The following is a 13,691-nucleotide window of genomic DNA, read 5'->3' as shown; positions in this document are numbered from 1 at the left end:
AGCTTGCCCGATGTGGTCTGCTTGGCCGGTGAGGTCGCTGTCTCGTCTCGGGTCCTGGTCTCCGCCCGCATCAGCGTTCGTTGGGTTCCGGTTCCCGTCCGAGGTGATCGTCCTGGCGGTCCGCTGGTACCTGCGGTTCAACCTCTCCTACCGAGACGTGGAGGAGCTGCTGGTCGAACGGGGTGTCGAGGTGGATCACGTCACCGTCTACCGGTGGGTGCAGCGGTTCACCCCGCTGCTGGCCGACGCCGCCCGCTTCGCGCGCCACGCACCGGGTGACCGCTGGCACGTTGACGAGACCTACGTCAAGGTCAACGGGGTCTGGCGGTACGTCTACCGGACGGTGGACCAGCACGGGCAGGTCATCGACGTGCTCGTCTCGGCACGTCGGGACGCCGCCGCGGCCCGGCGGTTCTTCCATCGAGCGCTGAACTCGCTGAAGGTCACGCCCAGCGAGGTTGTCACCGACGCGAACCCGGTCTACCCGAGGGTGCTCGACGAGCTGGTTCCGTCGGCGTGGCACCACGTCGAGCGGCATGCCAACAATCCGATCGAGGCTGATCACAGCCAGCTCAAGCACCGGCTCAGACCGATGCGCGGGCTCCGCACCGACCGCACCGCCCAGACGATCATCACCGGCCACGCCTTCGTGCAGAACCTCCGACGCGGACACTACGAACTCGGACTCGACGTCCCGCCCGCGCTACGGGTGGCCGCCGCCTTCACCGAACTGGCGCGAGCGATCTGACCAATGCCCGCTGACGCGGCTCGGCGTGTCCACCGATCCGCCAATGCAACAGAGCCAAATGACCTACCTGCGCCGGCTGGACGCGCACACCCTGGATCTGTCGATGCTGCCGGAGCAGCGGCTCGTTTCCGGGACACCTCAACCCACGCCAAGATCACCTTAGTCGGGGCGACGTCCCCACGCCGAGATCAGCGGTGCGAGGGTGAGATCGAGCTCGCCGGCGCCGACGGCCGCGACGTGCGCGTCGATCTCGGCTTCATCGGCCAGCCGGGCGGCGACCAGCTCGGCGCGGACCTGCCGCATCGTCGCGATCTCCAGGCGGTCGCAGACCGCCCCGCCGACCGGGAAACTGCCCGCCGCCGCGACGTCGACCAGGCCGGCCTCGCGCAACGTCCTCGGCAGCGTACGGCCGTAGCGCAGATCGGCGCCGCGGCGCGTCATCAACTCCCGGAAGGCGCGCCGCAGCCGGTTGGCTCGCCGCTGCGCCGGGCCGCTTTCGTCGAGGCACACCAACGGCTGCAGCTCGGTGTCCGCATCCTCCAGCAGAAGCCAGCCGCCGGGCCGCAGCGCCGCCACCATCGTTGCCAGCGCTCGAGCGCGGTCGGGCACATGGACGAGGACGAGCCGGGCGTGTACCAGGTCAAACGTCCCCGGCGGCGGATCCGCGGCGACATCGTGCCGGCGTACCTCGTAGGTCCCATGCGGGTCCAGCCACGCGGGATTGATGTCCGTCGCCAGTACGTACCCGGTCGGTCCGACGACCGCGGCGAGCGCCTCGGGGATGCTGCGACCTCCGGCCCCCACCTCCCAGCAGCGCCATCCCGGCCCCACCCCCAGGCGGTCGAAGTGCCCGCGCGTCACGCCGTCGAACAGCTCGGCCAGCGCGACGAACCGCTCGCCCGCCTCGGCCTGCGCGTTGTCGAGGAGGTAGCGGTGATCAGGGGCAGACCCCAGCACGCCCGGCGACGAGGCCCCGCCCGGCGAGCCGGCAGCCTCTGCGGGCGGACTCGCGGTGGTGGCCGGGGCGGGTTCGGGGTCGAAATTGCGGGCCCGCGGCGAGGAGTTCACGGCCACATCTTCCACCTCCTACCGTGCCGCACGTACCGCGACGCGAGATGAAATCACTGCTACGGCGAATCAGGCTCTGTTGCATTGGCGGATCGGTGGACACGCCGAGCCGCGTCAGCGGGCATTGGTCAGATCGCTCGCGCCAGTTCGGTGAAGGCGGCGGCCACCCGTAGCGCGGGCGGGACGTCGAGTCCGAGTTCGTAGTGTCCGCGTCGGAGGTTCTGCACGAAGGCGTGGCCGGTGATGATCGTCTGGGCGGTGCGGTCGGTGCGGAGCCCGCGCATCGGTCTGAGCCGGTGCTTGAGCTGGCTGTGATCAGCCTCGATCGGATTGTTGGCATGCCGCTCGACGTGGTGCCACGCCGACGGAACCAGCTCGTCGAGCCACCCTCGGGTAGACCGGGTTCGCGTCGGTGACAACCTCGCTGGGCGTGACCTTCAGCGAGTTCAGCGCTCGATGGAAGAACCGCCGGGCCGCGGCGGCGTCCCGACGTGCCGAGACGAGCACGTCGATGACCTGCCCGTGCTGGTCCACCGTCCGGTAGACGTACCGCCAGACCCCGTTGACCTTGACGTAGGTCTCGTCAACGTGCCAGCGGTCACCCGGTGCGTGGCGCGCGAAGCGGGCGGCGTCGGCCAGCAGCGGGGTGAACCGCTGCACCCACCGGTAGACGGTGACGTGATCCACCTCGACACCCCGTTCGACCAGCAGCTCCTCCACGTCTCGGTAGGAGAGGTTGAACCGCAGGTACCAGCGGACCGCCAGGACGATCACCTCGGACGGGAACCGGAACCCAACGAACGCTGATGCGGGCGGAGACCAGGACCCGAGACGAGACAGCGACCTCACCGGCCAAGCAGACCACATCGGGCAAGCTGGAGTCGATCATGCTTCCGCCCAACGCAACAGAGCCAGTACAGCAGCTGTGGCACCATCGGGTCAAGCGCGCTTGGCCTAGCCTGGTAGGCTTACGGGCATGGACCGGTTCTCCGAGGACGATCTACACTCGGTCGTCGCCAGATACGAGGCGACCAGGGCGGCCGCGTTGACCGAGCGGGATGAGCAACTGCGGGCGTTTCACACGGCGGGCTGGCGGCCGGTGGACCTGCAACGAGTCACCGGGTACAGCCGGGAGACGATCCGCCAGGCGCTACGACCGGAGGTCCGGCAGGCGACCAACCTCAGCCGGCGCAAGGCGTCCCTCCAGCCGCCGGCAGACTACCGTTCCTACGGTGACCGAAAGCCATACGTCTTGGCCGACGCTCTCGCCGCGCTGAACGGCCCGACACGAGGCGTGGTCGCGCTTCCGCGTCATCTGGACTGGTCCGGTCACGCCGAGTACGACCTGAGCCGGCCCCGACGGCTGGCCAGCATGTACAAGGTGGTGCTCACCGAAGCCAGCACGGTTGACGACCTGAACAACTGGCTCAACGCCGACCTGCTGCTGCGGCTATGGCCCACCCTGTGGCTGCCGCCCCAGCTACGTCAGCGCTGGGAGGAAGCCTTTCCCGAACTCGCTGCAGCCCGCACGAGTGCCGCATAGGAATGGATCCGTTTCACGAACGCCTCGCCCGCATGGGGCTCGATGCTGCCCGTCGGTACGGCTTCGCCCTCGCCGGCGGTTACGCGGTCCAAGCCGCCGGCCTTCTCGAGCGGCCCAGCGAAGACGTTGACCTGTTCACCGCCTGGGACCGCCGTGGCGAGTTCACCACCGCAGTCACCGCCGTCGTGCACGCGTACCGCGACGATGGCCTGGCCGTCGATGTTGAGCGGCAGTACGACACGTTCGCCCGGTTGACGGTCACCGACGGCGATCGTGTTTCCAAGGTGGAACTCGGCGTGGACTGGCGTGCCAACGAGCCCATCCTCATGGCCGTCGGCCCGGTGCTCCATCCAGACGACGCGGTCGCGAACAAGATGAGCGCGCTGTACGGGCGGGCGTTCGCCCGTGACTTCATCGACATCGATGCCGCGCTTCAATCCGGCCGATACACCCGTGAAGCTCTCCTCAATCTCGCGCAGCGTGCCGACCGTGGGTTCGACCGGCGAATCTTCGCCGAAGCTCTCGGGCAGGCCAGTCTCCTCGATCCTGACGACTTCGCCCAGTACCGTGTCACAGGGCAAGCGCTGAACGACCTCCGCAACCGTTTCGCCGCATGGCGTCGCGAGCTACTCCACCGGCAAGACGTGGGAGCTGACGACTCCGTCATGTGACGTGCGAACCGGTCCAGGCTGTCGCAGGTCGGCGACGGGTTGCTCCGTGGGTGCTCGGACGCCGGGGAACCGGCGCGGAGGCTCTGTTGCATTGGCGGATCGGTGGACACGCCGAGCCGCGTCAGCGGGCATTGGTCAGATCGCTCGCGCCAGTTCGGTGAAGGCGGCGGCCACCCGTAGCGCGGGCGGGACGTCGAGTCCGAGTTCGTAGTGTCCGCGTCGGAGGTTCTGCACGAAGGCGTGGCCGGTGATGATCGTCTGGGCGGTGCGGTCGGTGCGGAGCCCGCGCATCGGTCTGAGCCGGTGCTTGAGCTGGCTGTGATCAGCCTCGATCGGATTGTTGGCATGCCGCTCGACGTGGTGCCACGCCGACGGAACCAGCTCGTCGAGCACCCTCGGGTAGACCGGGTTCGCGTCGGTGACAACCTCGCTGGGCGTGACCTTCAGCGAGTTCAGCGCTCGATGGAAGAACCGCCGGGCCGCGGCGGCGTCCCGACGTGCCGAGACGAGCACGTCGATGACCTGCCCGTGCTGGTCCACCGTCCGGTAGACGTACCGCCAGACCCCGTTGACCTTGACGTAGGTCTCGTCAACGTGCCAGCGGTCACCCGGTGCGTGGCGCGCGAAGCGGGCGGCGTCGGCCAGCAGCGGGGTGAACCGCTGCACCCACCGGTAGACGGTGACGTGATCCACCTCGACACCCCGTTCGACCAGCAGCTCCTCCACGTCTCGGTAGGAGAGGTTGAACCGCAGGTACCAGCGGACCGCCAGGACGATCACCTCGGACGGGAACCGGAACCCAACGAACGCTGATGCGGGCGGAGACCAGGACCCGAGACGAGACAGCGACCTCACCGGCCAAGCAGACCACATCGGGCAAGCTGGAGTCGATCATGCTTCCGCCCAACGCAACAGAGCCGGCCTAGCCCGCAGCCGCGTCCGATGCGGGGGTCAGGGCAACGCCTTCGAGCCGTATCCGTACGTGGAGACGACCTCGCCGTCGGGTCCACGCAGTGCCGCGAGGTCGCCCTTGTCGTTCCAGATCGGACGTCCGCTACCGTAGGAGAAGCCACCCCATTCGGGGTGGTTCTGGTTGGTGTAGATCCTGATCCGCTGCCCGGGTTGCAGCACAGTACCGGGCGGGAACGTGAAGTCCTGCCCAACGTCGTCGGCGCCGAGCGTCCAGCCGCTGATGTTCCCGGCCACGGTGCCCCGGTTGACGATCTCGACGTACTCGTCCGCCTGGGTGTACTTCACCTCACCCCGGTTGCGCACGGTGGTGATGACTACGTCCGGTCGACCGACACGAGCGAAGATCGCGACGATGTCGGCGCTGTTCGCGCCGTTCTCCGGACTGATGAACGTCCGTACGATCTGACCACCCTGCTTGAATCCGCTGATCACCACGCCGTACTCGACTCCGTCGATCGTCACGGTCTCCGGCGAGACGAACGTCGGCAGGTCCACCACGTCGTCTGGTGTCGGACCGTCGTTCGGGGTCTCGTTGTGGTGGAAGCGGAAGCTGAAGTCCGCCTCGGTGCCGTCCTCGAAGGCCACCCGTACGACGAGGTCCACGTCGAACTGCTGTGCTGACATGGCCACGATGGGAAAGTTCTCGTGTGTGTACGTGCCGAGCGTGAACTCGGTGCCATCGGTCCGCACCTCGACGGAGCCGCCCCGGAAGACGTATCCGCTCTGGCCGGAGCCGGCCGGTATGCCCCACCGGACATGCTCGGTGCCCAGTCCATTGAGATTCGGTGGGGTCACGCTCAGGGACGGCCAATTGCCGGTCGTAACGGCGGCACTCATGTAACCTCCATCGAGGCTGTTGAATAGGAATTTCCGGCTCTGTTGCGTTGGGCGGAAGCATGATCGACTCCAGCTTGCCCGATGTGGTCTGCTTGGCCGGTGAGGTCGCTGTCTCGTCTCGGGTCCTGGTCTCCGCCCGCATCAGCGTTCGTTGGGTTCCGGTTCCCGTCCGAGGTGATCGTCCTGGCGGTCCGCTGGTACCTGCGGTTCAACCTCTCCTACCGAGACGTGGAGGAGCTGCTGGTCGAACGGGGTGTCGAGGTGGATCACGTCACCGTCTACCGGTGGGTGCAGCGGTTCACCCCGCTGCTGGCCGACGCCGCCCGCTTCGCGCGCCACGCACCGGGTGACCGCTGGCACGTTGACGAGACCTACGTCAAGGTCAACGGGGTCTGGCGGTACGTCTACCGGACGGTGGACCAGCACGGGCAGGTCATCGACGTGCTCGTCTCGGCACGTCGGGACGCCGCCGCGGCCCGGCGGTTCTTCCATCGAGCGCTGAACTCGCTGAAGGTCACGCCCAGCGAGGTTGTCACCGACGCGAACCCGGTCTACCCGAGGGTGCTCGACGAGCTGGTTCCGTCGGCGTGGCACCACGTCGAGCGGCATGCCAACAATCCGATCGAGGCTGATCACAGCCAGCTCAAGCACCGGCTCAGACCGATGCGCGGGCTCCGCACCGACCGCACCGCCCAGACGATCATCACCGGCCACGCCTTCGTGCAGAACCTCCGACGCGGACACTACGAACTCGGACTCGACGTCCCGCCCGCGCTACGGGTGGCCGCCGCCTTCACCGAACTGGCGCGAGCGATCTGACCAATGCCCGCTGACGCGGCTCGGCGTGTCCACCGATCCGCCAATGCAACAGAGCCCCGCCGGCTGATCGACTCCCGTGTCGCCCGGCTGATCGCGGGTCCGATCGCCGGTGGTCGGTTCCCGTGTCGTGGTGACCAGTTCCTCGGTTCGCGCCGGACCGGGGGGATAAAAAGGGGGTTGGCGCTCCTGGGATCCCCCGCCATCGTCCACACGGATTGCACCCCCGGGGTCTACGGCTGTTCGTGTCGCTGTCGCGCCATGGCGCGTACCTCGGCGGCGGGCACACCGGTCAGCGTCGAGATCTCCGCGAGGGTCAGGGACATGATCAACCGGCCGGGGTCGAGCAGGTCGCGGCGGACTCTGCGGGGCCGCCCGACTGGCAGAGTCGTGTAGACGATCTATCGTGTATTCGTTCTTGAAGAGCAGCGAGGATCACCGTGAGTGACGCGCCAGGATGTCGGTTGCCCGGCCTGGCAGAGGACTTCATGATCGCTTCGTGGATGTCGTGGCGCAGTGGGTGCGGACGTCGTGGACGAAACGGTCGCGTGGTGGATCAATGGCGGCGGTTCGGAACGCGGCGCCGGTAGGTTCCACCTTGCCGGTGCGTCGGTGTCCTGTCGTCCACGAGGTGTTGATGGACGAAGCGCAGGAATTCGAGCCGCGTGAGTCGCTCCGCGATGGGCAGCCAGATCCGGCTGGCGTGCTGTTGAAGGAGAACGACGGTCGACTGCGGGTGGAGTTGGTGGTAACGCCGTGGGGCATGCCTCGCCGCTGGCGCCGGCGGCCGGCGGTGTGGCTCGGGCCCGGTGAGTGGGTGCGTTGGCAGGTCAACTATCGATTCGTCGGTTTGGCTTCGGTCGTGGAAACGGGGCCCAGATAGGCGTCTCTTCTGGGCCCAGGGCGGAGTGTTTCTCCATGATCAATGTGCGGGAATTAGGGTCCCGCCCTGGAGGCGTCGGCGGGTGCGCAAGCATGTCGATCAATTAGCCGGGGCCGCCGGTGATGTCGTGGCTGCGGAGAAGGGCATCGGCCTCGTCGTAGCCGTCGGGCCGATGCTGCGCCGCTGGCGACATCCACGGAGCTCTCGACCTGCTGTTCGAGACGTCCTCGCCTTCTAGGAGTCATCGGCGCTGCACGGTGAGCGCGAGGAGGACGCCGCGCTGCCGGTGAGCTGGCGGCGATGGACTCCTGTGATTCAGCGCGCGCGGCGGTAGTGCATGGCCACCGCGCCGTTGCGGAGCGGCTCCGCCGAGAGCAGCTCGAGCTGGCGCGTGCCGGGCAGCCCGCCCTGGTGCAGCGTCGGGCCGTGGCCGGCGATCCTGGGATGGACGAGCAACTTGTACTCGTCGATCAGGTCCAGCCGGTCGAGCTCCGTCGCGAGCTTGCCGCTTCCGAGGAGGACCCCGGCCGGGGTCGCGTCCTTGAGCTTCTGCACGCCCTCGCGCAGATCGCCGGCGATGTGGTGGCTGTTGGCCCACGGGAAGTCCTTGCGCGTCGACGACACCACGTACTTCGGTTTGGCCTCCAGCTTGGCCGCCCACTCGCGCATGGCCGGCGGCGCCTCCTCGTCGCCGCGGGCGACGGCCGGCCAGTAGCTCTCCATCATCTCGTAGGTGACGCGACCCCACAGCATTGCCCCGCCCTCGTCCATGAGACGGGTGAAGAAGGCGTGTGTCTCGTCGTCGGCGATCCCCTCCTGGTGGTCGACGCAACCATCCAGGGTGAGGTTGAGGCTGAAGATGAGCAGTCCCATAGCCGGCGAGTCTAACGCCACTACGGCGTCGACCCCGGCGGACGTCGCGTCAGCGAGCTCGAGGTAGGGACTGCCCCGGGTTTGGTTGACTCGCGGGGTTGAGTGGTTCAGGCCGCGTGTGTGGGCTGGTTGATTGTCTCAAACTCGATCGGGGTGAGCCGGCCGAGGCGGTGTTGCCGGCGTCGGCGGTGGTAGGTCCGTTCGATCCAGGTCACGATCGCCAGCCGCAGGTCGTGGCGGGTCGCCCAGCGTTGCCGGTCCAGGACGTTGCGTTGCAGGCTGTGCTGTCTTACCCATCCGCGATCGCGCCGTCCAGCCAGCCCCTGAATCACCTGGCCGACCTCATTCGTGCCGAACGCACTCGGCACCGGGCCGGTGGTGGCGCCTCGACGCCGGCCGGCAGGCCCTACTCGCCCTGGCCCATCTCCGCAACGGTGACACCATCACCCGTCTGGCCTGCGGCTTCGCGGTCAGCATCACCACGGCCTGGCGGTACATCCGGGAAGCCACCGACCTGCTCACGACGCACGCCGAGGACCTGAACTCGGCCATGCGGCGCATCAGCCGGCTCGCCCACGCGATTCTCGACGGCACCCTGATCCCCATCGACCGGGTCGCGGACCAGAGGCCGTACCACTCCGGCAAGCACAAACGCCACGGGGCGAACGTGCAGGTCATCGCGGACCGCGCCCGACGCCTGGTCTGGGCATCGCCCGCCCCGCCTGGCACTGTGCACGACCTGACCGCCGCCCGCACCCACGACCTGATCGACGCCCTGACCAACGCGAACGTCATGACGTTCGCCGACAAGGCGTACCAGAGCGCTGACGGCAGCGTCCGCACGCCGTTCAAGCGACACCGTCACCGGCCCCGACCATCCAGCCGGCAGAAGACCGTCAACCGCCACCACGCCAAGATCCGGGCCCTCGGCGAACGCGCCGTCGCCACCCTCAAAGGCTGGAAGATCCTGGCCAAGCTCCGCTGCTGCCCCGACGCACCACCGCGATCGTCCAGGCCATCCTCGTCCTACATCACATCCAGAACAGCCGAAACCCACGATGAAAAGGGCTCACTGTCGGGCGCATTCCGGACAGCACCAAGGATTTCTCTTTCGACTCGTCACGGGGGCCGACGCTGACGTAGTCAACTCGACCAGTGCGTTAGTCGTCGCCCAGGTGGTGTGGGTTCCCGTGAGCCAGGCGGCGGCGAGACCATCGCCCGCAGCGCCTATGGCGGGCAATGTGATCGGAACCGCCGCCGAGCTGTCATCGTGGCTGGTCCCGGTACCGGTCTTCGGTGCGGGCAGCGTCGCGGAGGAAGGCGTTGTACCGGGCGAGGTCGTCGGGTGCCCCGGTGGCGTCGGCGCGGTCGGCGGCCCGGTCGAGGCGGGCCTGTTCGCGTTCGTCGGCCCGGATCCACTGCCGGACGAGGACGATCATGACGGCTGCGGCGGGCAGTTCACCGAACGCCCAGGCGATACCGGCGCCTAGATGCTGATCGGCCAGGAGCGGGGCAGCCCAGTCCGGGTGCACGGCGAGGTACCAGTCGGGGGCGATGACGGTGGTGCTCTGCATGAGGATCAGGCCGAAGAAGCCGTGCGCCATCATCGCCGCCAGGTGGATGATCACCAGCAGCGGTGGGGCGAGTCGGGGCCGTCCGGGGTCGACGCCGATGAGGACCCAGAAGAGCAGGTAGCCGGCGAGGACGAAGTGGGTGAGCATGGCCAGGTGCCCGAGGTGGGAGCGCATCAGGGTGCCGAGCAGGTCGCTGAAGTAGAGCCCGAAGAGGCTGCCGGTGTAGATGCCGAGGGCGACCAGCGGGTGGGTCAGGACCCTGGTCGGACGGCTGTGCAGGGCCAGCAGCAGCCATTCCCGGGCACCGCGCACCTGCGGGTCGTCGGGTCGGCGCAGGCTCCGCAGCGCCAGGGTGATCGGGGCGCCACCGACGAGCAGGATCGGCACCAGCATCGACAACACCATGTGCTGCACCATGTGGGCACTGAACAGCACGGAGGCGTAGCGGGCGACGCCGAGGTTGGTGATCGCGGCGAGCAGCAGCATGCCGACCAACCAGCTCGCCGTTCGGGCCGCCGGCCAGTGATGCCCGGCCCGTCGCATCCGTGCCACCCCGATGAGGTAGCCGATGACGCCGAGGCTGACCAGGGTCAGAAAGAACATGTCCGGTAGCGGTTGGCCGATCAGCCGGGCCGCAGTCGGCGCGGCGGGCATCGCGAAGCCGAGCAGTTCGATGACCGGGTCGGCGTCGAGCGGGTCGTCCGGGATCGGGGTGGGGCTGCGGGACAGGGCGACCGCGAGTCCGGCGGTGGCGGCGAACACGACCAGTTCCACGCCGGCGAACCGGGTGAACGCCCCGCGCCGGCCGGCGCGCAGGGCGGGCAGCGTACGACGCCGGTGAGTCGCCCCGAGCGCACCGAGGACCAGCAACGCGGCGAGTTTGCCGCCGAGCAGCCAGCCGTAACGGGACAGCCACAGCTGCTCGAGGGTGCCGAGGCGTACGGCGGCATTGGCCAGACCGCTGATCGCGACAGCGGCGAAGCAGCCCAGGGCGAGGCGGCTGTAGCGGGCGGCGCCGTCGGCGAGCAGGCGGCTACGGCGCACTATCATTAGCGCGGCCAGCCCGCCGATCCAGATGGCGGCGGCGAGGATGTGCAGGGCAAGGCTGGTCACCGCGACCTGGTGGTTGCCGGATCCGGCGGCGTGTCCGGTGAACGCCGGCGGTAGCAGCGCGACCATCGCCAGCAGCGCGACCGTGGCGGCCAGCCCGCGCGACACCCCGGCCCGCGACAGCACCGCCACGGTCAGGGCGAGCCCGGCCTGCAGCAGCAGGCTCTGCCCCTGGGCGATGGAGGTGGCGAAGCTGACGACAGTGGCTGTCCCGAGCGTGTCCACTGGTAGCCCGAGCAGGTCGGACACCGTAAGGATGATCAGGACCGTGGCGGTCATCGCCCAGCCGGCTGCGGTCCAGGTGCTGCGACGCAGCATCTGATAGCCGCGCGCGCTGACGCTCGACCTGTCCCCGGGAAGCAGGAACGCCGCGGTCACCGTCATGCCGACCGTCAGCGTGGCCAGCATGTTGAGCAGGAGCCGGACCACGGGTAACGCCCAGGTGACACCTGCGCCGGGGTCGGGCAGACCGGGAATGGCGGTGGACAGGGCACCACCGGCGCGCAGTGCGGCCAGCAGCACGACGATGGCCACGGCACCAACGGTGACCGGCAACCACCAGCGCCGAAGTAGCGTCGACGGGCGGGCGGCCCCTTGACGTCGCCGGGACGCCGCCGCGCCGGCTACCGCAGGCGGGGTGTCCGGTTCGGTCTCGTCCTCGATCGGGCTCCGTGGTCGGGCATCGGTTTCGGACATGCGATTGACCTTGATCTCGGGTTGGACCGTCGCGGTGGCCGCTGGTCGGATCGGTACGCCAGCGGACCTGGCGGGATCGCTCTATCGGTGGGCCCGGCGCCGCCACCACAACGCACCGGCCGCCGTGGCGAGCACGACCAGCACCACGGCACCGATGAGCGCGCCGACACCCAGGCCGGTGTCCTTCCCCGGAGCCGCGGCGACGGCCTCCGGGCTGGCTGCGGAGCCACCCGGCGGCGCGGGTGCGTCGGTGCCCTGGGGATCAGCCACGGTGAACGGGTAGGAGCCCTGCACCGGGTGCCCGTCGGCGGAGACGACCCGGTAGGCGACGGTGTAGGCACCGTTGCCCAGAGGCGCGGTGAGCGTGACCGTCCCTCGCGCTCCCGCGACCACGGGGGCTCCGGTGGCGACGCGTAGTTTGCCGGCGTCGGTGACCACGATGGTGGTGAAGGTGGGATCCAGCCGTTCGGCGAACTCCAGCGTGATCTGCGTCGGCGCGGTGCTCAGCGTGGCGTCGCGGGCCGGGTCGGCCGAGCGGAGGCTGTTGTGGGCGCGGGCCGGGGTCGGCACGCCGAGGACGACCAGGACGGCAGCCAGTGCCGCGACACTCAGCCGGGCCACGGCTGAGGCTCGGCGCGACGGTACGGGCATGGCAGGCTCTCCAGCTCGACGAGAATGGGTCGGGGCGTGCGGGGTCTCTAACCGAGCAGTTGTTGGCCGATCCACCCGCCGGGCGGGCAGCCGGGCGGGATGGCGAAGACGGCGGAGCCGACCGGCGTGGTCCACTCGTTGAGCAGGTCCCGCTCGGCGAGCCGCCGCTGGATGGGTAGGAACTGTGCGGTGATGTCGGCCTGGTAGGAGGCGAAGATCAGCCCGCTGTCGGCCGTACCGTCGGCCGCCGGGACGCCGTCGTAGTTGTAGGGCCGGCGCAGGATCCGCTGCCGGTCGTCGGTCACGTGTGCCCGGCTCAGGTGGGAGAAGTCGGGGATCACCGTCAGGCCCGCCTCATTGACGGCGGCGAAGTCCGGCGGGTCGTGCTCGGCCTGCCCGGTCAGCGGTGCGCCGGTGTCCAGGCGGCGGCCGACGGCCAGTTCTCGGTCGGCGCGGCCGAGCAGGTCCCACCTCTCCAAGTCCATCCGGATCCGGCGCAGCACGAGGGTGCTGCCGTCGCGGAGCCAGGGCGCCTCGTCAGTGATCCAGACTGCGGTATCGAGGGCGGGCGTACCCGGTTGCGGGTTGGCGGTGCCGTCGAGTTGGCCGAACAGGTTGCGCTGCGTCGGGTTCCCCTGCTGCACACCGTGACCCCGGCGGAAGCCCTGCTGCACCCACCGGACGGTGGCGAACGGCCGACTGTCCTTGATCAGCATCCGTTGGGCATGGGCGACGGTGACCGGATCGTCGGCGCAGATCTGCAACAGCAGATCGCCACCGGACCAGGCCGGCTGGAGCCGGTCGACGGCGAACGCCGGCAGGTCGGCCACCGACGGCGGGCGCCGGCTCTCCAGGCCGACCATCCGGTACAGCCCGGGCCCGAAGCCGAAGGTCACGCTCAGCCGAGCCGGCAGGACGGCGAGTTCGGCCTCGGTGTCGGCCAGCGCCGGCAGGCCCTGGGCCAGCCGGGCCGCGTCGTCACTGAGCAGGCGCAGCATCCGACCCAACACCGCACGGTCCGTGCCTGCTTGCAGAGTGAACGCGACGAAGGACGCGTGTGCCTGCGGGATGGTGGCAACCCCTGACTGCCGGGTGCCGTGGAAGGGCTCGACGGCCGTCCCGGTGTCGCTAGCCACGGCTGCGGTGGGGCGGTCGGAGGTGGTGGCGACCGTGGCCGCAGCCGCGCCCGCCAGGGCCCCGGAGGCGGCCAGCGCCCCGCCGGTGAGCAGGCGGCGCCTGCTCACCGGGC

The 13,691-nt window shown here is 69.2% G+C and carries 12 protein-coding genes and 3 pseudogenes; 6 read left to right on the top strand and 9 right to left on the bottom strand.

What is annotated here, in order from left to right:
• Positions 1-10 precede the first annotated feature (10 nt).
• Positions 11-748: an IS6 family transposase gene (locus OG617_RS02930; protein WP_405098419.1), complete on the top strand. Its 738-nt coding sequence runs from the start codon at positions 11-13 to the stop codon at positions 746-748.
• A 159-nt stretch (positions 749-907) separates the two neighbouring features.
• On the opposite strand, the gene OG617_RS02925 is transcribed toward OG617_RS02930, so the two are convergent.
• Both OG617_RS02925 and OG617_RS02920 read right to left on the bottom strand, forming a co-directional pair.
• Complete coding sequence (locus OG617_RS02925; protein WP_405098427.1) at positions 908-1,822, bottom strand: methyltransferase domain-containing protein; 915 nt, start codon at positions 1,820-1,822, stop codon at positions 908-910.
• 122 nt (positions 1,823-1,944) lie between these two features.
• A pseudogene (locus tag OG617_RS02920) lies at positions 1,945-2,683 on the bottom strand (IS6 family transposase).
• Between the two features lie 109 nt (positions 2,684-2,792).
• Here OG617_RS02920 and OG617_RS02915 point away from each other — a divergent pair.
• A complete protein-coding gene (locus OG617_RS02915) occupies positions 2,793-3,359 on the top strand; it encodes a hypothetical protein (RefSeq protein WP_405098425.1) in 567 nt (188 codons plus the stop codon).
• Positions 3,360-3,361: 2 nt separating this feature from the next.
• On the top strand, positions 3,362-4,030 hold the full coding sequence (locus OG617_RS02910) for a nucleotidyl transferase AbiEii/AbiGii toxin family protein (protein ID WP_405098423.1): 669 nt from the start codon (positions 3,362-3,364) through the stop codon (positions 4,028-4,030).
• Positions 4,031-4,165: 135 nt separating this feature from the next.
• On the opposite strand, the gene OG617_RS02905 is transcribed toward OG617_RS02910, so the two are convergent.
• Both OG617_RS02905 and OG617_RS02900 read right to left on the bottom strand, forming a co-directional pair.
• Positions 4,166-4,903 carry an IS6 family transposase gene (locus OG617_RS02905; protein ID WP_405098419.1) on the bottom strand — a complete coding sequence of 246 codons (738 nt, stop codon included), beginning with the start codon at positions 4,901-4,903 and terminating at the stop codon, positions 4,166-4,168.
• A gap of 78 nt (positions 4,904-4,981) precedes the next feature.
• Entirely contained in the window at positions 4,982-5,839 is an 858-nt protein-coding gene (locus OG617_RS02900; RefSeq protein WP_405098421.1) for a choice-of-anchor K domain-containing protein, read from the bottom strand.
• Positions 5,840-5,920: 81 nt separating this feature from the next.
• Here OG617_RS02900 and OG617_RS02895 point away from each other — a divergent pair, with 81 nt between their 5' ends.
• Together OG617_RS02895 and OG617_RS02890 are read left to right on the top strand one after the other, a co-directional pair.
• Positions 5,921-6,658, top strand: a complete 738-nt coding sequence (locus tag OG617_RS02895) for an IS6 family transposase (RefSeq protein WP_405098419.1) — start codon at positions 5,921-5,923, stop codon at positions 6,656-6,658.
• Between the two features lie 628 nt (positions 6,659-7,286).
• Positions 7,287-7,538, top strand: coding sequence for a hypothetical protein (locus tag OG617_RS02890; protein ID WP_405098417.1), 252 nt, complete (start codon positions 7,287-7,289; stop codon positions 7,536-7,538).
• Between the two features lie 315 nt (positions 7,539-7,853).
• On the opposite strand, the gene OG617_RS02885 is transcribed toward OG617_RS02890, so the two are convergent.
• Together OG617_RS02885 and OG617_RS02880 are read right to left on the bottom strand one after the other, a co-directional pair.
• Entirely contained in the window at positions 7,854-8,411 is a 558-nt protein-coding gene (locus OG617_RS02885; protein WP_405098415.1) for a dihydrofolate reductase family protein, read from the bottom strand.
• A 107-nt stretch (positions 8,412-8,518) separates the two neighbouring features.
• Positions 8,519-8,689 (bottom strand): annotated as a pseudogene (locus tag OG617_RS02880) (IS3 family transposase); the annotation flags it as partial.
• Positions 8,690-8,692: 3 nt separating this feature from the next.
• Between OG617_RS02880 and OG617_RS02875 the strand changes: the two are divergent.
• A pseudogene (locus OG617_RS02875) lies at positions 8,693-9,473 on the top strand (transposase family protein).
• A 203-nt stretch (positions 9,474-9,676) separates the two neighbouring features.
• Here OG617_RS02875 and OG617_RS02870 read toward each other — a convergent pair.
• From OG617_RS02870 to OG617_RS02860, 3 genes are all read right to left on the bottom strand, one after another.
• On the bottom strand, positions 9,677-11,629 hold the full coding sequence (locus tag OG617_RS02870; RefSeq protein ID WP_405098413.1) for a cytochrome c oxidase assembly protein: 1,953 nt from the start codon (positions 11,627-11,629) through the stop codon (positions 9,677-9,679).
• A gap of 243 nt (positions 11,630-11,872) precedes the next feature.
• Positions 11,873-12,442 (bottom strand): copper resistance protein CopC, encoded by a 570-nt coding sequence (locus OG617_RS02865; protein WP_405098411.1) that lies wholly within the window; start codon positions 12,440-12,442, stop codon positions 11,873-11,875.
• A 47-nt stretch (positions 12,443-12,489) separates the two neighbouring features.
• The gene (locus OG617_RS02860) at positions 12,490-13,686 is read right to left on the bottom strand and encodes a Dyp-type peroxidase (protein ID WP_405098409.1); all 1,197 of its coding nucleotides are present in this window, start codon (positions 13,684-13,686) and stop codon (positions 12,490-12,492) included.
• Positions 13,687-13,691 lie beyond the last annotated feature (5 nt).

This window comes from Micromonospora sp. NBC_01412, from assembly GCF_045040215.1.
Classification (GTDB): domain Bacteria; phylum Actinomycetota; class Actinomycetes; order Mycobacteriales; family Micromonosporaceae; genus Micromonospora; species Micromonospora rubida.
This window is presented reverse-complemented; position numbering and strand designations above follow the sequence as displayed.